The 22925-nt window shown below is 62.9% G+C and carries 25 protein-coding genes and 1 pseudogene; 9 read left to right on the top strand and 17 right to left on the bottom strand.

Features of this window, described 5'->3' with window-relative positions; all coding sequences use genetic code 11:
* Positions 1–81 precede the first annotated feature (81 nt).
* Complete coding sequence (locus AX756_RS04105) at positions 82–1185, bottom strand: pyridoxal phosphate-dependent aminotransferase (protein WP_068308904.1); 1104 nt, start codon at positions 1183–1185, stop codon at positions 82–84.
* A 92-nt stretch (positions 1186–1277) separates the two neighbouring features.
* On the opposite strand from AX756_RS04105, the gene AX756_RS04100 reads away from it, so the two are divergent.
* The 4 genes from AX756_RS04100 to AX756_RS04085 all read left to right on the top strand — a co-directional run bounded on the left by AX756_RS04100 (position 1278) and on the right by AX756_RS04085 (position 4262).
* On the top strand, positions 1278–2033 hold the full coding sequence (locus tag AX756_RS04100; protein ID WP_068308903.1) for an alpha/beta fold hydrolase: 756 nt from the start codon (positions 1278–1280) through the stop codon (positions 2031–2033).
* Positions 2030–2998: an alpha/beta hydrolase gene (locus tag AX756_RS04095; RefSeq protein WP_068308898.1), complete on the top strand. Its 969-nt coding sequence runs from the start codon at positions 2030–2032 to the stop codon at positions 2996–2998. Before AX756_RS04100 ends, AX756_RS04095 begins: the two co-directional genes overlap by 4 nt.
* 22 nt (positions 2999–3020) lie before the next feature.
* Positions 3021–3458, top strand: a complete 438-nt coding sequence (locus AX756_RS04090; protein ID WP_068309093.1) for a VOC family protein — start codon at positions 3021–3023, stop codon at positions 3456–3458.
* Positions 3459–3551: 93 nt separating this feature from the next.
* Positions 3552–4262: an alpha/beta fold hydrolase gene (locus AX756_RS04085; RefSeq protein ID WP_068308896.1), complete on the top strand. Its 711-nt coding sequence runs from the start codon at positions 3552–3554 to the stop codon at positions 4260–4262.
* A 41-nt stretch (positions 4263–4303) separates the two neighbouring features.
* Here AX756_RS04085 and phaZ read toward each other — a convergent pair whose 3' ends face one another.
* The gene (phaZ, locus tag AX756_RS04080) at positions 4304–5587 is read right to left on the bottom strand and encodes a polyhydroxyalkanoate depolymerase (protein WP_068308894.1); all 1284 of its coding nucleotides are present in this window, start codon (positions 5585–5587) and stop codon (positions 4304–4306) included.
* Positions 5588–5703: 116 nt separating this feature from the next.
* Between phaZ and phaC the strand changes: the two genes are divergently transcribed.
* The 5 genes and pseudogenes from phaC to AX756_RS04060 all read left to right on the top strand — a co-directional run bounded on the left by phaC (position 5704) and on the right by AX756_RS04060 (position 9786).
* Positions 5704–7500 (top strand): class I poly(R)-hydroxyalkanoic acid synthase, encoded by a 1797-nt coding sequence (phaC, locus tag AX756_RS04075; RefSeq protein ID WP_068308892.1) that lies wholly within the window; start codon positions 5704–5706, stop codon positions 7498–7500.
* A 145-nt stretch (positions 7501–7645) separates the two neighbouring features.
* A complete protein-coding gene (locus tag AX756_RS04070) occupies positions 7646–8092 on the top strand; it encodes a phasin, PhaP (protein WP_068308890.1) in 447 nt (148 codons plus the stop codon).
* Between the two features lie 139 nt (positions 8093–8231).
* The gene (phaR, locus tag AX756_RS04065; protein WP_068308888.1) at positions 8232–8783 is read left to right on the top strand and encodes a polyhydroxyalkanoate synthesis repressor PhaR; all 552 of its coding nucleotides are present in this window, start codon (positions 8232–8234) and stop codon (positions 8781–8783) included.
* A gap of 39 nt (positions 8784–8822) precedes the next feature.
* Positions 8823–8966, top strand: a pseudogene (locus tag AX756_RS26720) (LysR family transcriptional regulator); the annotation flags it as partial.
* A gap of 133 nt (positions 8967–9099) precedes the next feature.
* Positions 9100–9786, top strand: coding sequence for a substrate-binding domain-containing protein (locus tag AX756_RS04060; protein WP_331457755.1), 687 nt, complete (start codon positions 9100–9102; stop codon positions 9784–9786).
* Positions 9787–9792: 6 nt separating this feature from the next.
* Here AX756_RS04060 and AX756_RS04055 read toward each other — a convergent pair whose 3' ends face one another.
* The 15 genes from AX756_RS04055 to AX756_RS03985 form a co-directional block, all read right to left on the bottom strand.
* Complete coding sequence (locus tag AX756_RS04055; RefSeq protein ID WP_068308886.1) at positions 9793–10995, bottom strand: DegT/DnrJ/EryC1/StrS family aminotransferase; 1203 nt, start codon at positions 10993–10995, stop codon at positions 9793–9795.
* 133 nt (positions 10996–11128) lie between these two features.
* Positions 11129–12487 carry a glutamine synthetase family protein gene (locus AX756_RS04050; protein WP_068308879.1) on the bottom strand — a complete coding sequence of 453 codons (1359 nt, stop codon included), beginning with the start codon at positions 12485–12487 and terminating at the stop codon, positions 11129–11131.
* A gap of 3 nt (positions 12488–12490) precedes the next feature.
* Positions 12491–13171, bottom strand: coding sequence for a type 1 glutamine amidotransferase (locus AX756_RS04045; protein ID WP_068308878.1), 681 nt, complete (start codon positions 13169–13171; stop codon positions 12491–12493).
* A 43-nt stretch (positions 13172–13214) separates the two neighbouring features.
* Positions 13215–14549: a glutamine synthetase family protein gene (locus AX756_RS04040; protein ID WP_068308876.1), complete on the bottom strand. Its 1335-nt coding sequence runs from the start codon at positions 14547–14549 to the stop codon at positions 13215–13217.
* Between the two features lie 51 nt (positions 14550–14600).
* Positions 14601–15440, bottom strand: a complete 840-nt coding sequence (locus tag AX756_RS04035) for an ABC transporter permease (RefSeq protein WP_068308874.1) — start codon at positions 15438–15440, stop codon at positions 14601–14603.
* Positions 15437–16315 carry an ABC transporter permease gene (locus AX756_RS04030; RefSeq protein ID WP_082738925.1) on the bottom strand — a complete coding sequence of 293 codons (879 nt, stop codon included), beginning with the start codon at positions 16313–16315 and terminating at the stop codon, positions 15437–15439. The genes AX756_RS04035 and AX756_RS04030 overlap by 4 nt, the downstream gene beginning before the upstream one ends.
* Positions 16316–16405: 90 nt before the next feature.
* Complete coding sequence (locus tag AX756_RS04025; RefSeq protein ID WP_068308871.1) at positions 16406–17122, bottom strand: transporter substrate-binding domain-containing protein; 717 nt, start codon at positions 17120–17122, stop codon at positions 16406–16408.
* A 37-nt stretch (positions 17123–17159) separates the two neighbouring features.
* Positions 17160–17939: an ABC transporter ATP-binding protein gene (locus AX756_RS04020; RefSeq protein WP_082738934.1), complete on the bottom strand. Its 780-nt coding sequence runs from the start codon at positions 17937–17939 to the stop codon at positions 17160–17162.
* 102 nt (positions 17940–18041) lie between these two features.
* The gene (locus AX756_RS04015) at positions 18042–18800 is read right to left on the bottom strand and encodes a phosphate/phosphite/phosphonate ABC transporter substrate-binding protein (RefSeq protein WP_068308868.1); all 759 of its coding nucleotides are present in this window, start codon (positions 18798–18800) and stop codon (positions 18042–18044) included.
* A 2-nt stretch (positions 18801–18802) separates the two neighbouring features.
* Positions 18803–19243: a tellurite resistance TerB family protein gene (locus AX756_RS04010; protein WP_068308867.1), complete on the bottom strand. Its 441-nt coding sequence runs from the start codon at positions 19241–19243 to the stop codon at positions 18803–18805.
* A 38-nt stretch (positions 19244–19281) separates the two neighbouring features.
* A complete protein-coding gene (locus AX756_RS04005) occupies positions 19282–19734 on the bottom strand; it encodes a tellurite resistance TerB family protein (protein ID WP_068308866.1) in 453 nt (150 codons plus the stop codon).
* 69 nt (positions 19735–19803) lie between these two features.
* Positions 19804–20097: a DUF1330 domain-containing protein gene (locus AX756_RS04000; RefSeq protein WP_068308864.1), complete on the bottom strand. Its 294-nt coding sequence runs from the start codon at positions 20095–20097 to the stop codon at positions 19804–19806.
* A 25-nt stretch (positions 20098–20122) separates the two neighbouring features.
* Positions 20123–20821 carry a hypothetical protein gene (locus AX756_RS03995; RefSeq protein ID WP_068308862.1) on the bottom strand — a complete coding sequence of 233 codons (699 nt, stop codon included), beginning with the start codon at positions 20819–20821 and terminating at the stop codon, positions 20123–20125.
* Complete coding sequence (locus AX756_RS03990; protein ID WP_068308859.1) at positions 20818–21732, bottom strand: PhzF family phenazine biosynthesis protein; 915 nt, start codon at positions 21730–21732, stop codon at positions 20818–20820. Before AX756_RS03990 ends, AX756_RS03995 begins: the two co-directional genes overlap by 4 nt.
* A gap of 61 nt (positions 21733–21793) precedes the next feature.
* On the bottom strand, positions 21794–22891 hold the full coding sequence (locus AX756_RS03985) for a LacI family DNA-binding transcriptional regulator (protein WP_231700973.1): 1098 nt from the start codon (positions 22889–22891) through the stop codon (positions 21794–21796).
* Between the last annotated feature and the right edge of the window lie 34 nt (positions 22892–22925).

The following is a 22925-nucleotide window of genomic DNA, read 5'->3' as shown; positions in this document are numbered from 1 at the left end:
CTCCACCCACGAAGATAACCCGAAGGCAGCCGCTTTCCGGAATCAAATCTGGAAACCTCCGCGTGATTGGCGGGCAGATGCTCAGGAGATGGACGCCAGCGCCAAGGGAAGTGCTTGTTCGACGACGGCCAACTCCTCCTCCGGGGCGCAGGAAACGCGGATGCAGCGGTCTTGTGGAGCGACGAAGGGCATGCGCACGAAGACATCGCGGGAGATCAACTCCTGCAGAAGCGTGCGTGCGAAATCACCATCACGGCCGCAATCGAGCGTGACGAAATTGGTCGCCGAAGGGATCGGCGTCAGCTCGTTGGCGCGGGCAATTCCAGCAATCCGCTCGCGCGCGGCGCCAACACGGGCGATGGTTTCTTGCAGGTGGGCTTGATCGGCGAGGCTGGCGAGGGCCGCTTGTTGGCTGACGCGGCTCATGCCGAAATGGTTGCGCACCTTGTTGAAGGCCCGGATCAGCTCCGCATGCCCGATGGCGTAGCCGACCCGCATTCCCGCCAGCCCATGCGCCTTGGAGAAGGTTCGCATCCGGATCACGCGCTCATTGGCAACATCGAGCGGCGGCGCGGTGCCGTCCGGGGCCAGTTCGATATAGGCCTCATCCAGCAGCAACACGCAGCCTTCGGGAATGCTCTCGATCGCTTGTGTGATGGCCTCGGCGCTATGCCACGTGCCCATCGGGTTGTCGGGGTTGGAGAAATAGACGAGCTTCGCATCGACTTCGGCGGCGCGGGCGAGCAACGCGGGCAGGTCTTCGTGATCGTCGCGATAGGGCACCTTGTGCAGCGTGCCGTCGAAACCGGCCACGTGGTAGTTGAAGGTCGGGTAGGCGCCGTCCGAGCTGACGACCGCATCGCCCGGGCCAACCAGCAACCGGACGAGATAGCCCAGAAGCCCGTCAATTCCTTCACCGACCATGATATTTTCGGCGGCAACGCCGTGATGGGCAGCGAGCGCCTGCGTCAGGTCGTGATTCTCCGGATCGCCATACATCCAGGCGCCGCTGGCGGCTTCGGCGATGGCTTCGATGACGGAGGGCGCGGGGCCGAAGCCGGATTCGTTTGCGCCGATCCGTGCGGCAAACGGGCGGCCGCGGGCGCGTTCCTGTGCCTCGGGGCCGACAAAGGGCACGGTCGCGGGAAGGCTGGTGGCGAGGGGGGTGTAACGAGGGCCTGTCATGGTCGCGGAGATTGGCGCAACCGCGCGGCAACGGCAAGGCTTGCGGTGCGCTATTGCTGGGATAGGCTGGCGCTGACAAGAAAGAGGAAGCCATGAGCGAGCCGCAATTTCTGACGACGCCGCAGGGGCGCCGCATCGCCTATCATCAAAGCGCCGGAGAGGGCCCGACGGTCATGTTCTGCCACGGGCTGCGCTCCGACATGGAAGGGACGAAGGCGCTGTATCTGGAAGAGTGGGCGCGGGCGCAGTGCCGCGCCTTTATCCGCTTCGATTGCTCGGGGCACGGAAAGAGCAGCGGGGCCTTCGAGGAAGGATGCATCGGCGATTGGGCCGAGGATGCCGCCGCCGTCATGACCGGACTGGTCGATGGTAAGGTTGTGCTCGTCGGCTCCTCCATGGGGGGCTGGCTGTCGTTGTTGATGGCGCGCGATCTGAGTGAACGTCTGGCAGGGCTGGTGACCATCGCCGCCGCGCCCGATTTCACCGAGGACGGGTTCTGGGCGGAATTCTCCGAGGCGCAGCGCGCGGAGGTGATGGAGGCCGGGCAGGTTTCGCTGCCCTCGGATTATGGCGATCCCCTGATCGTGACCCGCCGCATCATCGAGGATGGCCGCGAACGGCTCGTCTTGCGCAGCCCGCTGCCGCTGCCTTTCCCGACCCGGTTCCTGCAAGGGACGGCCGATGCCGATGTCGACCCGTCCGTGGCGCTGCGTCTGTTGGATCACGCAACGGGCGACGACATTCGCCTGACTCTGGTCAAGGGGGCCGACCACCGTTTCTCGGAGCCGGACGAGCTTTCGCTGATCGTGACCGCCGTCGAAGAGGTTCTGGCGGGCGGCGCGGAATGAAACTGGTGCTTACCCTGTTGATCGCCTTCGCGATCCTGTTGACCCTTGTGCTGGTATTCGGGCCGCGTGAGCCGGTGGATCGGGAGGTTGCGTTCAAGGCGGACCTGCTGGGCGAGAATCTCGACCTATGGCTCGCGGAGCAGGAAGCCGGGGTGCCATCGCTACGGCCCGGGGTGGAAAAACGTATTCTCTGGGCCGGGGAGGCGGGGCAGAAGACGCCGCTTTCCATCGTCTATCTGCACGGCTTCTCAGCGACCTCGGAGGAGATCCGCCCGGTGCCGGACAAGGTGGCCGAGGCGCTTGGCGCGAACCTGTATTTCGCTCGCCTGACCGGGCACGGTCAGGATGGTGCCGCGCTTGCGCAGGCTACGGCGGGCGACTGGGTCGAAGACGCTGCCGAAGCGCTCGAAATCGGCCGCAGGCTGGGCGAGCGCGTGTTGGTTATTGGCACTTCGACCGGGGGTACGCTGGCCGCACTCGTGGCAGCCGACCGGGAGCTTTCGCGGGACGTGGCGGGAATGGTCTTGATCTCGCCGAATTTCGGGCTGGTGAACCCGGCCGCGCGCCTGCTCTCGCTGCCCTGGGCGCGTCAGTGGGTGCCACTGATCGCGGGCGCGGAGCGCCGTTTCGAGATCCAGAACGACGATCACGCAGCCTATTGGACATCGAGCTATCCGACGATTGCAACGATCCCGGTGATCGCGCTTGTGCGCCATGTTGCCGGGCTCGACCTTGCCGCTGCCCAGATGCCCGCCCTCTTTATTTACTCCGAGCATGATCAGGTGGTTGCGCCAGACAAGACGCACGAGGCCGCTGCAAGATGGGGGGGGGCGGTCGAGCAGGAATTGCGCGTGATGGGCTCCGAAGATGACCCCGGATCGCATGTGATCGCCGGCGATATCCTCAGCCCCGGCCAGACAGAGGAAACGGCGGAAATCATCGCCAACTGGGCGAAGGAGCTGTGACATGAGCAAGGAAAACGAGGCAATGGAAAGGCGGGTGAGCCTGATCACCCTCGGCGTGGCCGACCTCGAGCGCGCGGCCGCCTTTTACGAGGCGCTCGGCTGGCAGCGCGAGCCTAGCCCGGAGGGTGTGATCGCTTTCAACCTGCTCGGGCAGACGCTCGGACTTTACCCGCTCGACAAGCTGGCCGAGGATATCGGCGTGCCGGTGGATCAATTGAAGCCCGGTGGCTCGACGGTAACGCTTGCCCACAACGTTCGCAGCGTGGAGGCAGTGGCGGAACTGCTGCAGGCAGCCGAGGCCGCCGGCGGCAGGGTGCTCAAACCGGCGCAGGACGTTTTCTGGGGCGGGCATCACGGGTATTTCGCCGATCCGGACGGCCATTTCTGGGAGGTGGCCTTCAACCCGTTCTCGCCGCTTGGGCGGGATGGCGCTTTCCAATGGGGCGGCGGGGCTGCGTGACGCGTTTCGGGCTTTCGGTCGGAGTGGCGGCGCTCTAGCATGGGCGCGAACGCGCGGCAAAGCGCGAGAGGCAGTTTCGACAAGGTCCAAGCAATGAACGAACCGCTGGTTTTCCTGCCGGAGATGATGTGCGATGCGCGGATATTCTGGCCGCAATTGCTCGAATTCGGCCTGACGCGGGCGGTGATGGTGGCGCCTGTCACCGGGGCGTCTTCGGTGGGTGCGATCGCTGCGCAGGTGCTCGATGCCGCGCCATCCCGCTTTGCTCTTGTCGGTGCCTCGATGGGCGGTGTGATTGCCATGGAAGTGCTGCGCCGGGCGCCGGAGCGGGTGACGCGCGTTGCGCTGATGGATACCAGCCCGCTGCCGGAATCGCCGCAGGTCGCGGCGGGGCGCGAGCCGCAGATCGTCGCGGTCAGGGCCGGCCGTTTGAATGGGCTGGTGCGGGACGAGATCGGCCCTGGATCGCTTGCCCTTGGCCCGCATCGCGGCGAGATCCTCAACCTGTTGGTCGAGATGGCCGAGACCCACGGGCCGGACATGTTCGTTGCACAGTCGCGCGCGTTGCAACGCCGCCCCGATCAGCAGAAGGTGCTGCGGACGATGCGTGTTCCCGCGCTGGTGCTATGCGGGGAGCATGACAAGATCTGCCCGGTGAAGCGGCATGAGTTCATGGCCGAACTCATCCCCTATTCCGATTTCCAGGTCATTCCCAATGCCGGCCATTTCCCGACGCTCGAACAGCCGCAGGCCACAAACGCCGCTCTGGCGGCGTGGCTGGACAGCCCGCTGGTTCTGCGCTGAGGGAAGTGATTTGGGGCCGCCGAGGCGACCCCGCATCCTGTCTATCGCGCGTGCAACGACTTGATATTGGCGAATTCGATCCGCCGGCGTTCGTGCGTCATGTTTGCGTCGATGAAATCGAGCACCAGCGGGCGGATGTTGTTCCGCCAGGACTTGCCAGCAAAGATGCCGTAATGGCCCGCGCCGGGTTCGATATAGCTCGCCTTCTTGCTGTCATCGAGACCGGTCAGCAGGTCCAGCGCGGCAACGCACTGGCCAGGGGCGGAGATGTCGTCCTTGCCACCTTCGACCGTCTTGACTGCAACATCCGTGATGGCGCCGATGTGAACGCGCTTGCCGTTCACCTCGAAGATGTCCTGTGCGATTTCACGATTCTTGAAGATCCGCTCGACGGTCGACATGTAGAATTCGGCCGTCATGTCCATCACGGCGAGATACTCGTCGTAAAAGCGGTTGTGGCGGTCATGCTCATGCGCCTCGCCGCGGGCCGTGCGCACGATCTGATCGAAGAAGGCGGAGGCATGGGTTTCCGAATTCATCGCGATGAAGGAGGAGAGCTGTTGCAGGCCGGGATAGACCATGCGTCCCGCGCCGGCATATTTGAAGCCCACGCGTTGCAGGACGTGCTGTTCGAGCTGACCCATGGTCACCGTGCGGCCGAAATCGGTCACCTCGGTGGGGGCGGCGCCGGGATCGATCGGGCCACCGATCAGGGTCAGGGAGTTGGGCTGCGCCTCCGGGTCTTCCTCGGCGAGGTAGGCGGTGGCGGCCAGCGTCAGCGGCGCGGGCTGGCAGACGGCGATCACATGGGTATCCGGGCCAAGGAATTTCATGAATTCAACGAGGTAGAGAACGTAATCCTCGACGTCGAACTTGCCGGCCGAAACGGGAATGTCCCGCGCATTGTGCCAATCTGTCGTGTAGACCTCGCAATCGGGCAGAAGCGACACCACCGTGCTGCGCAGCAGCGTGGCATAGTGACCCGACATCGGCGCGACCAGCAGCACCTTGCGGGGCCTCTCGGAGCGTCCCTGCACTTCGAAATGGATGAGGTCGCCAAAGGGCTTCTCGACCATCTTGATCACGTCGACCAGGTGGTCGCGCCCATCGGTGCCAACGACGGAGTTGATGTTCCAGTCCGGCTTGGACTCCATGCGCTGGAATGTCCGTTCGGTCACCTCGCCCCAGGCCGCGGTCAGCTGCACGAGCGGGTTCATCGACAGACCGAACGCCGGATGGGAGCAGGCGGCCTTGGCCGTCGAACCGAGCCACTCATTGGTAACCCGGATGCTTTCCATCAGGTCATAGGTTGCCATGTATTTCATGCGTCACTAACTCCTTGTGTGGCGCGCCACGCGGCCGACCGTAACAATTGGTCGCTTTGCTGGAACATTCCTGCGAATATATTCATCGCGACGAAACTAATGGAAAAGGGCCTTCGATGACAACCGATCAAAAGACCGGTGCGCCGGATCAGGACACGCTTACAGCGAATCTGGCAAAAATCGAGTCGCTTTCTCAACGGCTTGTGGCAGCCCTGTCGCATCAGCGCCAAATTGACCCCTCCCTTCAGGGTCCCGGGCAGGATCTCTATATGAAAGCGACCTCGGCCTACTTGACCGAAATGATGAAAAATCCGGCCAAGGTGTTCGAACATCAGGTGGATTTCTGGGGCAAGACCCTCAAGCACTACATCGAAGCGCAACAGGTTCTGGCTGCTGGCAAATTGCAGCCGCCAGAAGACCATACACCCAGGGATCGCCGATTCGCGGGTGAACTCTGGCAGAGCCATCCGTATTTCAACTTCCTCAAGCAGCAATACCTGATGACGAGCGACGCTATCAGTTCCGCGGTCGCCGGTCTCGATTACCTCGATCCGAAGGACAAGCAACGGCTAACCTACTTCACTCAGCAGATCGTCGACATGATGAGCCCGGCGAACTACCTGGGCACCAACCCGGAGGCGCTGCAGAAAGCGGTCGATACCGAGGGGCAGTCCCTGGTCGACGGGCTGGAGAACCTCGTTCGGGATCTCGAAAACAATAACGGTGATCTCGTCGTGACGCTGGCCGACAAGGACGCTTTCAACGTCGGTGAGAACATCGGCTCCTCCAAGGGGGAGGTCGTTTTCCGCAACCGGATGTTCGAGCTAATCCAATACGCGCCGACCACCGAAAAAGTGCATCGAACGCCGTTGCTGATCTTCCCGCCCTGGATCAACAAGTTCTACATTCTCGACCTGAAGCCGGCCAATTCGCTGATCAAGTGGATCGTCGATCAGGGCTATACCGTCTTCGTCGTCTCCTGGGTAAACCCGGATGCCTCCTATGCCGATATCGGTTTGGATAACTACATCGAGGAAGGCTACCTGACCGCGATCGATGAGGTGAAGTCGATCTGTGGCGAGGACAAGATCAACGTCATCGGCTATTGCATCGCCGGCACCACCCTGAGCCTGACGCTGTCGCTGATGAAGAAGCGCGGCGACAAGTCCATCCGCTCGGCGACGTTCTTTACCACGCTGACCGATTTCTCCGATCAGGGCGAAGTGGGCGTCTTCCTGCAGGACGATTTCGTCGATGGTATCGAGGCCGAATGCATCAAGTCGGGTGTGCTCGACTCGTTTTACATGTCGCGCACTTTCTCTTTCCTGCGGGCCAATGACCTGATCTATGCCCCGGCGATCCGCAGTTACATGCTGGGCGAAGCGCCGCCCGCTTTCGACCTGCTCTACTGGAATGGCGACGGCACGAACCTGCCGGCCCGCATGGCGGTGGAGTATCTGCGCGGCTTGTGCCAGCGCGACGAGTTCGCCACCGGCGAGGGTTTCAAGGTTTGCGGTGAAACGCTCTCGATCAAGGACGTGGATGTACCGCTCTGCGCGATCGCTTGTGAGACCGATCACATTGCCGCCTGGAAGAGTTCCTTCCGCGGGGTTCAGAAGATGGGCTCGAAGCAGAAGATCTTCATCCTGTCCGAGTCCGGCCATATCGCCGGCATCGTGAATCCGCCCAGCAAGAAGAAATACGGCCATTACACCAACGAGGATCTGAGCCTGTCGCCCGAAAAGTGGCAAGACACGGCGGATTTCAATGAAGGCTCCTGGTGGCCGCGTTGGGAAGCCTGGCTCAAGAAGCGCTCCGGCGCCCAGATCCCGGCCCGCACGCCGGGCGATTCGGAGCATCCGCCGCTCGCCCCGGCGCCGGGCACCTATGTGGTGGCGGAAAAAGCGTCGTGACTCCGATGGGTTGGATGTTCGGAATGTAAAAAATTCTGCACTGCAGCGAAAAATACTTGAAATGCTGCAGTGCAGAAAGTATATCTTGGTCATCGAACAACACAGGCGCCCGGCGGCCCGAGGCGCACCCTGAAGGAGCAAGACCATGACCAAGACCGATGACATGACCAAGATGATGCAAGACATGATGTCCGCGTTCCCGGTGGACGCGACGGCCATGCAGGACGCTTTCAAATCTCAGGCTGCCCTGGGCGAGAAATTCTCCAAGGTTGCCCTGGAAGCCGCCGAGAAGTCGACCGAGATTTCCTCCAAGTGGACCAAGGAAACCATCACCAAGCTGGGTGAAGTCACCAAGCTGAAGGATGAGCCGGCCGATTACTCCAAGGCGATGACCGACTACGCCTCCGCGCAGGCCGAGCTGGTCGCCGAGACCATGGCTGCCTTCGCCGAGGTTGCCAAGAAGGTCCAGATGGAAACCGTCGAGCTGATGCTGGCTGCTGGCAAGGACTTCTCCGAAGACGCCCAGGCCGCTGTCAAGAAGGCCACCGACGAGGTGACCACTGCTGCCAAGAAAGCCACCGCTGCCAAATAAGGCATTAGGTGAGAGGTTCAATGCGGGTGTCCTCCTCCCTGACCCGTGAGAACCTAAAGGGTGGGCGTTTACGCCCACCCTTTTCTTTTGCGCACGCGTGGTTTAGGCTTCGCTGCACCGCAACAGGGGAGGGAAATGCGTGGCCGATGATACACCGCTTCTGATCAAGCGCTACGCCAGCCGGCGGCTCTATAATACCGAGACAAGCGACTATGTGACGCTTGAGGATATTGCCGGTTTCATTCGCGAGGGACGCGAGGTCCAGATCATCGATCTGAAGTCCGGTGACGACCTGACCCGCCAGTATCTGCTTCAGATCATTGCCGAACATGAGAGCAAGGGCGAGAGCGTCCTGCCGATCAATGTTCTCACCGATCTCGTGCGCAGCTACACCTCGTCGGCCAATTCTGTCGTGCCGCAATTTCTGGCCATGTCTTTCGAGATGCTCCGCGACGGGCAGTCGAAGATGATGGAGAACATGGGAAAGATAAATCCCATTGCCTCAATGACCGGTTTCGAGGCGATGCAGGCACAGCAAGCCGCATTCCTCAAGGCAATGACGGGTGGCATGGGACCGTGGCCGTCGCCAAAGGGCGATGACGCGCAAAAAGAACCCACCGGCGAAGATCTGAACGAGATCAAGAGCCAGCTTGCCGATCTTCAGGCCAAACTGGCGCGGATGAACAAGTAATCGCCTCCGGCTGGTCGGGGCTTTGGTTCGAGGACGAAGATGACCGACACCGCCGGTCGTGTGACCCTTTGGGGGATCGAGGTCTTTCTGGCCGTGGCCGAGGAAGGCTCCGTTTCGTCGGCCGCGCGCAGGCTCGGCGCGAGCCCGTCCGGCGTCAGCCAGCAATTGAGCAACCTTGAAACGGCGCTTGGCCGGGTCCTGATCGACCGCAGCCGCCGTCCGGCGCAGCTCACCGCCGCCGGGGGGATCTTTCGCAAAAGGGCACAACGGATCTGGAACGAGGCGCTCCGCGCGCGCGGAATTGGCCACAGGCGATATGCGGGCGTTGACGGACCTGCGGCTTGGCATGATCGAGGATTTCGATGCCGATGTGACGCCGCGCCTGCTTTCGAACATGGCGGAGGAATTGCGCGACTGCCGTTTCCTGCTGGAAACCGGCGCCAGCCACCGGCTGTTCGACCTGTTGGAGGCGCGAGCGCTGGATGTGATCGTGGCCGCGCAGCTTGCCGAGACGGAAGCGGAGTGGACCGAGGTGCACCCGCTGATGGAGGAGCCCTTCGTGGCTGCCGTGCCGCGCGGTTTCGCTGGCGGCGAGGACCTTCTTCAACGGCTCCAGCAGATCCCCTTCATCCACTACACACAACGTCACCTGATGGGGCGGCAGATCTCGGCCCATCTGGAGCTGAACCGGATCGAGCTCGCGCGCCGTTTCGAACTGGACAGCTATCACGCCATCATGGCCATGGTCGCCGCCGAGGCTGGCTGGACCATCCTGACGCCGCTGGGCTACCTGCGGGCGCGCAGGTTCCGCGACGCGGTGGACGTGCTGCCGCTACCGATGAAGCCGCTCTCGCGGCGAATTTCGCTGATCGCACGTTCCGCCGAGATCCAGGACATGCCCGGCCGGCTGGTGGAGCGGCTCAAACCGCTGCTTCAGGAGATGATCGTAACCCCCGCCGTGGAGCGCATGCCCTGGCTCGACGGGGAATTGAAGTTGCTCTAGCGCGCCTCAGGTGCCGTAGGCGCGCTGATCTTCCATTGCCGTTGCGGCAGCCCCCACCAACGCGTCAGCGATGAAATCCAGTTCGGGCTGTTTCAACCGGGCCGGCAGGCGCACATCGCAAGCTCGCATCAGCATCGCGCGGGTCGCCGGCAGCTCCGGCATCTCGCCTTCGATGAATTGCCAGTTCCAGAAGGCACGCGCATTGTCCGTGCTCTTGCCAAAGACCTGAACCTTCACCCCCGCGGCCTCGGCCGCAGTGGTGAAAGCCGTCACCTCGTCATCCGACATTCCGACCAGGTTGAACTGGATCGAATCCGGTGCGCGCAGCTCCTGTGCCAGCGGCGGCGGAACGTCGAGCCAGGGCGATTGGTTCAGCCGATCCGCAACATGGTCATGGTTGGAGCGGCCATCATTCACCCGGCGGGCCAGCTCTTTCAACTGCGGGCGGATCACGGCCGCCGAGAGGTTCTGAAGCCGCAGGTTGTAGAGCGGCAGCTGGTTCTGCCAGTGCTCGAAGGCCTCTTGCAGCCCGTCATGCTTTTTCCAGTTATGCTCGTAGGCGCCGGACATGATCACGGCGCGCGCCACCAGATCCGCGTCATCGGTGATCAGGACGCCACCTTCGCCCGCGTTGAGCAGCTTGTAGGATTGGAAGGAGAAACAGCCGATCTTTCCGATGGTGCCGATCTTGCGGCCGGCCCAGAGTGTGCCGAGCGAATGGGCTGCGTCCTCGATCACCGGCACGCCGCGCGCATCGGCCAGCGCCATGATCGCGTCCATGTCCGAGGTATGGCCGCGCATGTGGCTGATGATGATCGCCTCGATCTCGTCGGTGAACCTGGTTTCGAAATCCGTCAGGTCTATCCGGTAATTCGAGCCGCATTCCACCAGGACGGGCTGGCACTCGGCATGGACGATTGCCGAGGGGACGGCGGCAAAAGTGAAGGCCGGGATCAGCACCTTGGCCCCGCGCGGCAGGCCGAGCGCCTTGAGCGACAGGAACAGAGCCGCCGAACAGGAGGAGACGGCGAGCGCGTATTTGCTGCCCATCGCTTCGGCGAATTCGCGCTCCAACAGCGTGACCGGCGCGTCCGCGGAAGCCGTATAGCGAAACAGATCTCCGGTTCTCAGAAGCCGGTCGATTTCCGCGCGCGCGGCTTCGGGGATCGGTTCGGCATCATAGACATTGGGGGCGTCGATCTGAGACATCTGCAAGGGTTCCGCTGTTGCTTCGGAAAATATGTAAAGCTCATTCGGAAAACTGGAAAGTAAAAATTACGTAGCAGAAAGCGCTCCGGCAGGAAACTTCCGCCGGAAACTCCTTTCCAGAGGTGTGAAACCGTCAGACGTTGAGCAGCAGGTGCTCGCGTTCCCAGGGACTGATCACCTGCAGGAACTCGCTATATTCCGTCTCCTTGACCGCGCTGTAGATGCGGCAGAACTCTTCGCCCAGAACCTCGTGCACGGCACTTGCCTCGGCAAAGAGCGGTAGCGCTTCGCCAAAGGTGCGAGGAATGCCCTCGTTGCTGTTATACGCGTCGCCTTCGAATTCGGGCGCGGGGTCGCGGGCCTCCTGCAAGCCCAGCCAGCCACAGGCCAACGAACCGGCAATGCCGAGATAGGGGTTGCAGTCCATGCCTGCGAGCCGGTTCTCAACCCGGCGCGAGGCGGGGCTGGAGACGGGCACGCGCAGACCGGTTGTCCGGTTGTCGTGGCCCCATTCGAGGTTGATGGGGGCGGCGAAATCCGGAACGTAGCGGCGGTAGGAATTTACGTAAGGCGCGATCAGGGCGATAATCGAGGGCATGTGCCGCTGAAGCCCGCCGATGAAATGCCGGAACGTGTCGGAATCCTGCCCGGCCTCGTCGGTGAAGATGTTGCGGCCCGTGGCGGTCTCCACCACCGAGTGGTGGATATGCATGGCGCTGCCCGGCTCGTCCTGAATCGGCTTGGCCATGAAGGTAGCGTAGCAATTGTGCCGCAGCGCCGCCTCGCGGATCAGCCGCTTGAAGAAGAAGATCTCGTCGGCCAACCGCACCGGGTCGCCGTGGCGCATGTTCAGCTCGACCTGGCCCGCGCCGCCCTCCTGCATGATGCCGTCGATCTCGAACCCCTGCGCCTCGGCGAAATCATAGATATCGTCGATCACGGGTCCGTATTCGTCCACCGCGGAGAGCGAATAGGCCTGCCGCGCCGCCGCGCGCCGCCCGGAACGGCCCATCGGTGGCTCGACCGCCTTGGCCGGATCCGTATTGGGCGCGACGAGGTAGAATTCCATTTCCGGGGCCACGATCGGCGTCAGCCCCCTTTCCTCGAACAAGCTAACCACGCGTTTGAGCACGTTGCGCGGCGCGGTTGGCACCGGGTTGCCCTCCTGGTCACTGACCTCGTGGATGACCTGAAGCGTCCAGTCCGCTGTCCATGGCGCCGCCGTGGCCGTGGAGAGGTCCGGCGTCAGCACCATGTCCGGCTCGGTATAGGCCATACCCGGGATATTGGTCCAATCGCCGGTGATCGTTTGCAGGAAGACCGAGTTCGGCAGGTAGAAATGGGACTGCTTGGCGAATTTGGTTCCGGGCATCGCCTTGCCGCGCGCGACGCCGGCAAGATCCGAGATCACGCATTCCACCTCGTCCAACTTGCCATGCGCCAGATAGGCCTGCGCGGCTTCCGGCAGCTTCTCTATCAGACTGCGAACCATGGTTTATCCCTTTCGTTCGGCAAGGAAAAACGAAGCGATCCTTTGTCCGAAACCGTCATTGTCCGTAGGCGTTTCCAATGTCTCGCGCGCTCTCTCGACGATCGGTGCCGGAAGCAGGTTGCCGCGTATCCGGATCAGTCCGCCGATCACGGTGGCGTTGAACTCGGGATGCGGCTGGATGGTCAGGATCGTGTCGCCATAGAGTAGCGCGGCATTCTCGCAGAAATCGGACGAACCGATCACCGTCGCTCCTTCAGGCAGCTCGACGACCTGATCCTGGTGCCAGGCATTGAGAGCGATCTGTTCGCCATCGAGTTCATAGACCGTCGGTCCGACGGACCATCCAGCGGCGAATTTCTCGACCTTGCCGCCAAGCGCCTGGGCGATGACCTGATGACCGAAGCAAATGCCGACCAACGGACGGCCGCTTGCATGAACGTCCCGAATAAAATCCTCCAGTGGAGGAATCCACGGGTGGTCCTCGTAGGCACCATGCCTCGAGCCAGTGATCAGCCAGCCATCGGCATCCTCGATGCTGTTCGGAAAAACGCCGTCCACGACGGCCCAGCTCTGAAATTCGAAACCATGCCCGTCGAGGAGGCTGCGGAACATCGAAGGGTAATCGCCGATCTCGGAGACCAGTTCTTCCGGCGCGTGGCCGGTCATCAGGATGCCGATACGCATCTATCCATTCCCGTTTTCAGTGTTCGTAACGTGCCGCACAGGCTCAGACAGTGTCGATATAGAGCTCGATCTGTTCCTGCTTGGTGGTCTCGGCCATGTAGCGAAGCTCCTGCCGCTTTGTCATCAGGTAGTTCCGCACGAGTTCGGGCGCAAAGATGCGGGCGACTTCTTCGCTGTTCTCGAACCTGTCGATCGCGCCGGCCCAGTCGGTCGGGATGCTGGGAAGGTCGAGCTTGTAGGCGTTGCCGCGCACCGGTTCGGGCGGCATCTCGCCATCCTCCATGCCGTTCAGCGCCGCCCCCAGCACCGCCGCGATGGTCAGGTAGGGGTTCACGTCGCCGCCCGACAGGCGATGCTCGATGCGTCGCGCCTTGTGACTGCCGCTGGGGATCCGCACGGCCGTGGTGCGGTTCTCGTAGGCCCAGCAGATGCCGGTCGGCGCGTGGGCTCCCGGGACCATCCGGTCGTAGCTGTTGGCATGGGGAGCAAAGATCAGCGTCGAGCCGGGCATTGCGTTCAGGCAGCCATTGACCGCGTGCAGCAGCAGGTTCGAGCCGCGGTCGGTGCCGTCGTCAAAGACATTCGCGCCGTTCTTGTCGAGTACCGAGAAATGCATGTGCAGCCCGGAGCCGGCGTAGTCCTCATACGGTTTCGCCATGAAGCTCGCCGCGAACCCGTGGCGGCGGGCCAACCCCTTGACCAGCATCTTGAAGAGCCAGGCATCGTCGGCGGCGCGCAGCGCGTCTTCCTGGTGCATCAGGTTGATCTCGAACTGACCGGAGCCGGCTTCCGAGATCGCCGTGTCGGCGGGAATGTCCATCGCCTCGCAGGCGTCGTAGAGCTCGGTGAAGAAGCTGTCGAACTGGTCCAGCGCGCGCAACGACAGGATCTCGCCCATCATCCGCCGTTTGCCGGTGTTCGGCGAGGCTGGCACCTGGAATTTCTTGCCGCTGTCGTCGATGAGGAAGAACTCCAGCTCCACCGCGACGACGGGGGTCAGCCCGCGCTCGGCGTAGCGGGACACGACATTGGCCAGCGCATGGCGCGGATCGCCCGCATAGGGACGGCCATCCTCGTGATACATCCAGATCGGCAGCAAGCCGGTATTGGTTTCAAGCCAGGGCATGGGCATGAAGCCCCGCTCGGTGGGCAACAGCACACCGTCGCGATCGCCGGTGGCCAGCACCAGTGGGCTGTTGTCGATATCCTCGCCCCAGATGTCGAGATTGAGCACGGACATCGGAAAGCGCGTGCCGTCTTCGATCACCTTGTCGGCAAATCGCACTGGCACTCGCTTGCCGCGCGGCTGGCCGTTGAGGTCGGCCGCAGCCACCCGGATTGCCTGTACCTGCGGGTTCTTCCGCAGCCAGTTCTTCATTAGCAATTGATCTCGTATCACAGTCGCCTCCGGAATTTGATCAAATTGCTACTACCGGATCAGGTTGAAGCGCAAGGCTATTTTGCGGCGCCTTTCCTGGGGCAGGTGTCGGTTGAGCCGTTTGTTGATCAAACCGAAGACCGCGATGATCAACAGTGTGCCAAAGATAAAATATCCGGCAACAATCGGATAGGGCACGAATGGGTTGAAGGTCTTGTCGGCGAAGTAATTCGCGTAATAGAGCGCATCGCCCATCTGCTTTCGCGCCGGGAAACCCGAGAAATAGACCAGCGTCGTGGCGTGAAACAGAAAGATCGCCTCGTTGGTGTAGGCCGGCCAGGCCAGCCGCAGCATGGTCGGCCAGACAACGCGGCGGAACCGGTGCCAGCCCGTCAGCCCATAGGCGTCCGCCGCCTCCAGGTCCCCTCGGGGGATGGAGCGCAGCGCGCCATAGAAGATCTCGCCCGAATAGGCGGCGGTGTTCATCACCAGAACCAGCGCCGCGCCGAGCCAGGCGCGGGTGAGCCAATGCGTGCCGGCGCCGAACTCGACGCCCATCAGGGTGAATTCCACGCCCACCTTGGGCAGTTGCACGAAGGTGAGATAGGCCAGGAAGAACTGGATGAAGAGCGGCGAGCCGCGGAAGAGGAAGATGAACCATTCCGCCGGCTTGCGCGTCCAGCGGCTCTTGGTCCCCTTGGCGACGGCCAGCGCCGTGGCGAGGATGAAGCCGACCAGCAACGCGATCGCCGCGAAATAGAAGTTCCAGATCAGGCCTGAGCCGATGAGAACGATCTGGTCGCAGAGCGTTATGTCGGACTTGGGCAGCAGGCGTTCGCCGATTCCCAGCGAGCGCAGCGCATAGGCCTGAAATGTTTCACCGCAGGTCATGCTTCGCGCCTCATTGCTTCGCCACCCGCCGTGGCCTGCCCATGCGAGAGTTTCCGGGTCATCCGTTCGATGACGATTTCGGAGACGCGTGTAAAGGCCAGGTAGAAGACTAGCAGGAACAGGAAGTAGTAGATCCGCCAGTCGCCATGCGGGTAAGCGTAGACGTCGGATTTGGTGCCGCCCAGTTCCTTTGCCCAATAGACGATGTCACGCACGCCGAGCAGGAAGAGCAGCGGTGTCGCCTTGATGAGGATCATCCACAGGTTCCCGAGTCCGGGCAGCGCATAGACCCACATTTGCGGAACGAGGATGCGCCAGAAGGTCTGGCGATTGGACATGCCATAGGCATGGGCGGTCTCGAGCTGCGCCTTGGGGACGGCGTTCATGGCACCGTAGAGTACGTTGGCTGCAAAGGCGCCGAAGACGATGGCGAAGGTGAAAACCGCAAGCGAGAAATTATAGACCTCGTGAACCCATTGCGGCGAGGTGGAAAGCGGGGCCTTGGCCTGCGGACAGACAAGGAAGTCGTTGCCCTGCCGGATTGGCTCGGACCAGTCGGGGCAGAGGGCTTGGTGGCGCATCCACTCGATGCCCTGGTCGAGGGCGATGACGAAGAAGAGGAAGAAGACGATATCCGGCACGCCGCGCACGATCGAGGTGTAAAGCTTTCCGAACCAAGCCAAGGGCAGGAAATGCGAGCGCGAGGCGACGGCGCCGCCGAAGCCGAAGGCGAGCGAGACCGGCGCAGTGATGGCCAGCAGCATAAGGACCGTAACGAAGGACTGGTAGAACAGCATGTGCTTGCCACTGGTTAGGTAGCAAGAGAACCAGGCCATGCCTTCGAGGGTCTTGGGGTCCGAGCAAAAGGAAAAGATGGCGATCCGTCCCGCGGGCCTTTTTCTTGCGGCCCATCTGTTCTGGGTGTCGGTGGGCCGGGGCGCGCGAAAGCGCCCCGGCTGGTTGTCTTACCAGAGGCTGGAGACTTCCCATTTCTTGATGAGTTCGTTCAGCGTGCCGTCATCCTTCATGGATTGGATGGCGGTGTTGAACTTCTCTTTCAGCTCGCTGTCGGATTCGCGAAGGCCAAGGGCCACGCCACCGCCGATGGCAACCGGATCGCCGACGACTTTCAGCTCGGGATTGGCTTTCACGGCGTCCTGAAGGAAGGAATCGTCGGCCAGGACCGCATCGGCCTCGCCATTGCGGACGGCGGCGACGGTGTCTTCAGGCACCGGGAACTCGACCAGCTCGGCGCCGCTCTCGGCGACATAGGCGGCCTGGATCGTGCCGGTCTGTGCGGCAATGACACCACCGGTCAGGTCGACATCGTCTTCCAGCGCGACATAGATCGACGGATCGGGCGGCGTGTACGGGTCGGTGAAGTCAATTACTTCTTCACGCTCGTCGGTGACCGACATGCCGGCGATGATGGTGTCGTAGTTGCCGGAAAGCAGGTTCGGGATGATCGAATCCCAGTCATTGGTGACCCACTCGCAGGTCAGCTCGGCACGCTTGCACAGCTCATCGCCCAGCTCGCGCTCGAAACCGCCAACTTCGCCGTTATCGTCGATGAGGTTCCACGGAGGGTAGGCGCCTTCGGTACCCATGCGGACGACATCGGCCGCGGTCGCGGCACCGGCGACCAGCGCCAGTGCAGCAGTGGTGAGGATCAGTTTCTTCATGGACCTTCTCCCATGTTGGTCATTGATTATTGGAATTTTACTTGTCCTGGCTATGCGACAGGAATTGCTGAAGGCGTTCGGTCTGCGGGTTGCCGAACAGGGTCTCGGGCGGCCCCTCTTCCTCGATCTTTCCCTTGTGGAGGAAAACAACGTGATCGGACACGTCGTTGGCCAGCCGCATGTCATGCGTCACCAGCAGCATGGTCCGGCCCTCCTGGGCCAGCGCCTTGATGACCTTGACGACTTCCTGCTCCAGCTCGGGGTCGAGCGCCGAGGTCGGTTCGTCGAAGAGCAGCGCCTTGGGCTCCATCGCCAGCGCGCGAGCAATCGCGGCGCGTTGCTGCTGTCCGCCAGAAAGCTGCGCCGGGTAGGCTTCGCATTTGTCGCCGATGCCGACCTTGGCCAGCAATTCGCGACCGAGCGCTTCCATTTCGTGCCGGTCGCGTTTGAGAACGGTCACGGGCGCTTCGATGACATTTTCGAGGATCGTCATATGGGCCCAGAGATTGAACTGCTGGAAGACCATCGACAGGTTGGTACGAATGCGGATGAGCTGCTTGTGATCGCCCGGGCGGCGTCCGTGGCCGGTGCCGTGCCACGTTACCGGCTCGCCTTCGAAGCGGATCTCGCCCTGTTGACTGTCCTCAAGCAGGTTGGCACAGCGCAGAAGCGTGGATTTGCCCGAACCCGAGGAGCCGATCAGCGATACCACCTCGCCCTTTTCTGCCACCATGTCCACGCCTTTGAGGACTTCAAGCGCTCCATACGCCTTGTGCAAATCGCGGATTTCGATGACGGGTGGTGTGGTTTGTGTCACGGGCACTTCGCTTTTAGTGGCTATTTCAGGGGCAGAGTAGGGCGCAAAAACAGGGCAATTGCAACGCGGAAAGGCAATTTGACCCTGCGGAAGGCGCTCCCATCAGGCCGCCGCGGCTGCATATGCCTCAGGACTAGGCGGATTGGGAACCGCGAGATAGTCCTGCGGGGGCGTTTGCACGACCCCACGAATCCCGAGCGCCGATTTCGTCTGTTCCGGCAATCCGGCGATTCCCGCAACCAACGCAGAGCGCAGCGCGGTTTCGTATTCCGGGTAGGCGGTGATGATCGCCTGTCCGGGGCTGGTGCCACTGCGACCGACGCGCTTCAGGCCGCGTGCGAAGTCGGTGTGTTGTTCGATGAGGCGCAGCGAAATCGCATCGAGCGCGGCGATATCGGCCTCTGCGGAGGTCACGGCGCGGGCGCTGTCGCGGTGGCTGCCCGTTTCGGGGCCGGGCCGGAAACGCACCGGCTCCGCGCAGGCCGTGGCCCAACCGGAGTGAGACCAGCGATCATTGAAGGCCAGCAGGGCGCCATCGAACTCGGAGACGTGGTTTCGCGGGTCGTCCTTTCGGGCCACGAAAATCGAGTGATAATGCCCCGGCGGCGTCTCCGGCAGGTCGTAATCGATCGAGCCCAGAAGCGTGACACGGTGGTGCAGCGCGATCCGGAAGGGAAGCCCGCAGGTCTGCCCAAGCAGCAGCTCGGGGCTCTCCCATTGCGCATGCAGGTCGTCTTCGCGCAGCAGCTCCTGCGGGGCGGCTATCCCGGCATCGCGCAGGCGGTCCCGGATCGCGGCCCAGAGCGCGTCGGTTTCGGCCCGAACGCCGGGATGATCATACATCGGCAGTGCCGCGAACATGTTCAGCTCCGCGCCTCGACCCGCTGCCGCGCAAGCGCGCTGTCGCGGTCATTGATACCAAGCAGGTTCGCCACCAGCCGGATCAACGCATCTTCTTCCTCATCGCGGGTGCCATCGGCCAGCACCACGGCCCAGAGCGCCTCCACCACGGCGGAACGTTCCTCGTAGGGAACGGCATCCTTGATGGCGCGGGTGAAGCGTACGGTATCGGGCGCCTGCTCTTCCAGCACCTCGGCCTGACCGCGCAGATGGGCGGCCTCGAAAGGAGACAATTCATAGCGCTTGACCAGAATCCGGTCGATCCGGTCGATCTCGGCCTCGGCATAATCGTTATCCGAGCGCGCCACGCGCACCAGCAGCGCGGTCAGCGCGAGCCGGGCGTCCGGGTCCGGCAGTTGCGCGGGTTCCGGAGAAACGAGCCGTTTGAGCAGGTCTGCAAACATCACCAATTCCCAATTTATCGATTGCCGGCGCCTGCCGGTCAGCGGTCCAGGGGATCCGCCTGTTCAGCCGCCTTGTGGGCGCGGAGCACGGCGTCGGCGCCGAGCCCCAGCCGTTCACCGGCCCGCGCCAGATACGCCTGTTCGGTGTCCTTTTCCACCCCGTCGGACAGGGCAACACGCCACATCGCGACCAGCACCGCCTCGCGGTGTTCCGCGTCCAGCCTTTCGCGGACCGCGGCGGCGAAGCGTCCATCCTCGGGGGCCTGCGCCTCCAGCTTCTCGGCGCGCGCCCGCAGCTGGGCGGCCTGCACCGGGTTCAGGTCATAGGTCGCGGCAAGTATGCGGTCGATCCGGCGGATCTCCTCCACGGCATAGCTTCTGTCCGTCTTGGCGGTGCGCACGAGCAATCCGGCCAGTGCGTGGCGTCCGTCCAGTTCGGGGAGCGGGGCGGGATCGGGGTGAAACAATCGGTTGAGTAGATCGGTAAACATATTTCACCTATGCCGATCCCCTCTGCGGGCATCAAGCCCGGAAATCGCACGGTTTGCAGGTGCTGTGCGTCAGACGCTGTGGCCCTCGACGATCACCAGGTCGCCATCGGCAATCGGATCGCGGATCGCCTTGGCCTCCTGGTGCTCGGGGTCGTCGTAACAGGCCAGCGCATCGGCAAAGGTCGGGAACTCGATCACCACGGTGCGTGGGTGCAGTTCGCCTTCGCGCACATCATATTGCCCGGCCCGAACGAGAAATCTCGCGCCGTACCGGGCGAAGGGTTTGGCGGCGGCTTGCTTGTATTCCTCGAAGATCCGTTGGTCTTTCACGTCGACATGCGCGACCCAATAGCCTTTTTGCATGGTCTTCTCCTCCGATACTCCCTTGCTAGCCCAGCAATGGCGGCAAGGCAAAGATGATATCGTCAACAGCTATGCCGCCGGGATCGGTATTCAGGATCACGAGGCCGGCGATGCCGGGCGCGCCGGTCGACTGCGTGTAACCAAAGGCGGAAATGCCGGGGCCCGGGCGGTGCTGCAGCCGGTCGAGCAGGCGACCCTCACGGGAGTAGAACAGGACTTCGATGCCGCTGTCGGAGGTCGGACGCGAGCCGAGCGGGTCAGTGTAGTCGGTGTGGACGCGGAAGCCCGTGGCCTTCTGGTCGTGATCGAACAGGATGGCGAGCGATCCTTCACCGCGGGCCGAAATTTCGGGAAACCCGGCCGCTCCGAGCGGGAAGACCGCGTTGGAGCCGAAGCCCCGGTGAAAGGCAACGTTCAGGTTCCGCCGGGGAGCGCCGCCCGCGATACGCAGCCAGCCTGCCACATCATCGGCCGCAATCCGGTCATGGCCCTTGGGGTCTGTTTCGACAGACTGCCCTTCGAACCGCTCGCCCAACCACGCTCCGCTCGCATAGAGCGGCATGTCGAGGTTGAAGCCGGGTTCTTCGCGCCGTGGTAGGCGTTCGAAATCGACCCGTTCCGTCAGTTCCCTGGCCAGTGCATCATAGGGCGCTTCGACAATCCCGCCGGCCAAGGCGGGCAAGGTGGTCAGCCCGACGAAGGCGAGCGCCCCGGCAATCTTCATGGGGCCTCCGAGGGCGGAAGGATCTCTCCGCGCGCCAGCGTGACGGCGGAGCCAGAGATACGCACCTCAGCCAGGTTTCCACCGCTCACGCGAATGTTCAGCCCGATCCGGCTTTCCCGACCCATCTCCACGCCTTGCACGAGCGAGAAATGGCTTTCCCCCTCCGGCAGGACGCCAGATTGCAGAAGCTGGGCGGCGAGGATCGCGGAGGCCGAGCCAGTGGCGGGATCTTCCGGGATACCGGCTGTGGGCGAGAACATCCGGGCGCGGAAACTGCCGGTGCCGGCGGGCGTGTAGAGATAGGCCGAGTCCACCTGTCCGGCTTCCATCAACTCCGACCAATAGGGCTCGATCGGACGAGCGGTGGCCAGCGCATCGAGATCGGCAACGGGGGCATAGAGAAAGGCCGGGCCACCCTGAAATACCGCCGGTTGGTGGCTGGAAAATCCGATCTTCTCCTCGGGCAGCCCGAGGGACCTTGCCAGCAGTCCGAGGGGCGCCGCGCCCGGGTGGGCATGCGGCAGGACCGGTGCGCGGAAGCGGCCGGTGACAAGTCCGTCCTTGCGGACGAGTTCCACCGGCACAAGCCCGGCTTCCTCTTCCAAGGTGATCTTGTCGGTAAAGTCGCCCTCACCGTTGCGAAGCGTGGCCAGCAACGCCGCGCAGCCGAGTGTCGGGTGGCCTGCGAAAGGGATCTCTGCCGTCGGAAAGAAAATGCGGACCCGAGCCGTGTTCGCCGGATCTTTCGGCGCCATGACGAAGATCGTCTCGGAAAGATTGAACTCCCGCGCCATGGCCTGCATCTGCGCGGTGCTCAGCCCGTCGGCCTCCAGAACCACGGCCAGCGGATTGCCGCGATAGGGTGTGTCGGTGAAAACATCGAGCGTGTGAAAGGGCAGGGGACGAAACATGGCAGACCTCCGAAACCGGGCGGCGCCACTCTGGCCAATGGAGCGGCTGCCGTAAACCCGTCTAGCCGGCTTCCGGTGGCGGCGCGATGGAGTCGCGCTCTACCAACTCGCATTCCAGTTTGACGAGCGCGCCGGCATCGTCGGATTCGGTGTCTCCCTGCATGATCCGCTCGACGCTCCAGCGCCCCATCGCACGGCTCGGCAGGATCAGCGAGGTCAGCGGTGGCGAAAGGTGGCGGGCAATCTCCTCGTCGTCGTAGCCGACCACCGAAATGTCCTCCGGGATCCGCTTGCCCATCTCCTTGAGCGCCTCGTAGCAACCAACCGCCATACGGTCATTTTGGCAGAAGATCGCTGTCGGTGGCTGATCAAACGCCATCAACTGCTGCGTGCCGCGATAGCCGGCGCTTGCCGACCAGTCGCCTTCCACGACCAGTTCCGGCGCGAAGGGAATGTCAGCCGTGGCCAGCGCATTGCGATAGCCCTGGAGCCGGTCTCGCGTGGCCTCCATGAAAGCCTCGCCAGTGATCGTGCCAACGCGGCGATGCCCCACCGCCAGCAGGGCGGCGGTCGCGCGATGCCCACCGGCGATTTCGCCGGGAACGACAGCAGGGCGCTGGCCGTCCGGTGTGTAGCAATTGAGCAGGACAACCGGGATCGTCGTCTCCGCCAAGGCGTTGGGCAGGGTCACTTCGCGGGTGAAGATGCAGGCATAGATGATGGCCTGCACGCCCATTTCGATGAACATCTCCAGCGTGCGCGGCTCCAGCATCGGGTCGCCATCGGTCTCGGCCACCAGCACGATGGCCCCCAGATTGCGGGCAATCTGGCGTACGCCGTCCAGCGCCACGATGCCTTCGGGGCTGGTCGAGATCTTGTCGATCACGAAGGCAATCGTGCCTTCGCTGCGACCGCGGTTGCGGTTGAGGCCGGGCAGGCTGGCCGGCCGGTATCCCAACTCCCGCGCCACTTCGAGCACCCGCCGGCGCGTCGGCTCGGAGATCTTTACCGACGTGTTGGCGTTCAGGACGAAGGAGACCGTCGATTGCGAGCAACCGGCAATTCGGGCGATGTCCTGCATCGTAACGCGCTGTTTTCCCGAGACCTTGCCCAGGCCGGACCCCCGCTCGCGTTGTTTCTCATTGCTGTCTTGTGGCATGCTTTCTGTCTAGACCTCTCGACGCGAAGTGCAA

The organism is Aliiruegeria sabulilitoris, assembly GCF_001558155.1.
GTDB lineage: Bacteria > Pseudomonadota > Alphaproteobacteria > Rhodobacterales > Rhodobacteraceae > Tropicimonas > Tropicimonas sabulilitoris.
Note: the sequence above shows the minus strand (reverse complement) of the source record. Positions and strands in the feature narration are given on the sequence as shown.

Bases quoted from the DNA above. Each gene is read 5' to 3' on its own strand.
- AX756_RS04105 (WP_068308904.1), bottom strand. From the start codon at position 1,185: ATGACAGGCCCTCGTTACACCCCCCTCGCCACCAGCCTTCCCGCGACC.
- AX756_RS04100 (WP_068308903.1), top strand. From the start codon at position 1,278: ATGAGCGAGCCGCAATTTCTGACGACGCCGCAGGGGCGCCGCATCGCC.
- AX756_RS04095 (WP_068308898.1), top strand. From the start codon at position 2,030: ATGAAACTGGTGCTTACCCTGTTGATCGCCTTCGCGATCCTGTTGACC.
- AX756_RS04090 (WP_068309093.1), top strand. From the start codon at position 3,021: ATGGAAAGGCGGGTGAGCCTGATCACCCTCGGCGTGGCCGACCTCGAG.
- AX756_RS04085 (WP_068308896.1), top strand. From the start codon at position 3,552: ATGAACGAACCGCTGGTTTTCCTGCCGGAGATGATGTGCGATGCGCGG.
- phaZ (WP_068308894.1), bottom strand. From the start codon at position 5,587: ATGAAATACATGGCAACCTATGACCTGATGGAAAGCATCCGGGTTACC.
- phaC (WP_068308892.1), top strand. From the start codon at position 5,704: ATGACAACCGATCAAAAGACCGGTGCGCCGGATCAGGACACGCTTACA.
- AX756_RS04070 (WP_068308890.1), top strand. From the start codon at position 7,646: ATGACCAAGACCGATGACATGACCAAGATGATGCAAGACATGATGTCC.
- AX756_RS04060 (WP_331457755.1), top strand. From the start codon at position 9,100: ATGCGGGCGTTGACGGACCTGCGGCTTGGCATGATCGAGGATTTCGAT.
- AX756_RS04055 (WP_068308886.1), bottom strand. From the start codon at position 10,995: ATGTCTCAGATCGACGCCCCCAATGTCTATGATGCCGAACCGATCCCC.
- AX756_RS04050 (WP_068308879.1), bottom strand. From the start codon at position 12,487: ATGGTTCGCAGTCTGATAGAGAAGCTGCCGGAAGCCGCGCAGGCCTAT.
- AX756_RS04045 (WP_068308878.1), bottom strand. From the start codon at position 13,171: ATGCGTATCGGCATCCTGATGACCGGCCACGCGCCGGAAGAACTGGTC.
- AX756_RS04040 (WP_068308876.1), bottom strand. From the start codon at position 14,549: ATGAAGAACTGGCTGCGGAAGAACCCGCAGGTACAGGCAATCCGGGTG.
- AX756_RS04035 (WP_068308874.1), bottom strand. From the start codon at position 15,440: ATGACCTGCGGTGAAACATTTCAGGCCTATGCGCTGCGCTCGCTGGGA.
- AX756_RS04025 (WP_068308871.1), bottom strand. From the start codon at position 17,122: ATGAAGAAACTGATCCTCACCACTGCTGCACTGGCGCTGGTCGCCGGT.
- AX756_RS04015 (WP_068308868.1), bottom strand. From the start codon at position 18,800: ATGTTCGCGGCACTGCCGATGTATGATCATCCCGGCGTTCGGGCCGAA.
- AX756_RS04010 (WP_068308867.1), bottom strand. From the start codon at position 19,243: ATGTTTGCAGACCTGCTCAAACGGCTCGTTTCTCCGGAACCCGCGCAA.
- AX756_RS04005 (WP_068308866.1), bottom strand. From the start codon at position 19,734: ATGTTTACCGATCTACTCAACCGATTGTTTCACCCCGATCCCGCCCCG.
- AX756_RS04000 (WP_068308864.1), bottom strand. From the start codon at position 20,097: ATGCAAAAAGGCTATTGGGTCGCGCATGTCGACGTGAAAGACCAACGG.
- AX756_RS03995 (WP_068308862.1), bottom strand. From the start codon at position 20,821: ATGAAGATTGCCGGGGCGCTCGCCTTCGTCGGGCTGACCACCTTGCCC.
- AX756_RS03990 (WP_068308859.1), bottom strand. From the start codon at position 21,732: ATGTTTCGTCCCCTGCCCTTTCACACGCTCGATGTTTTCACCGACACA.
- AX756_RS03985 (WP_231700973.1), bottom strand. From the start codon at position 22,891: ATGCCACAAGACAGCAATGAGAAACAACGCGAGCGGGGGTCCGGCCTG.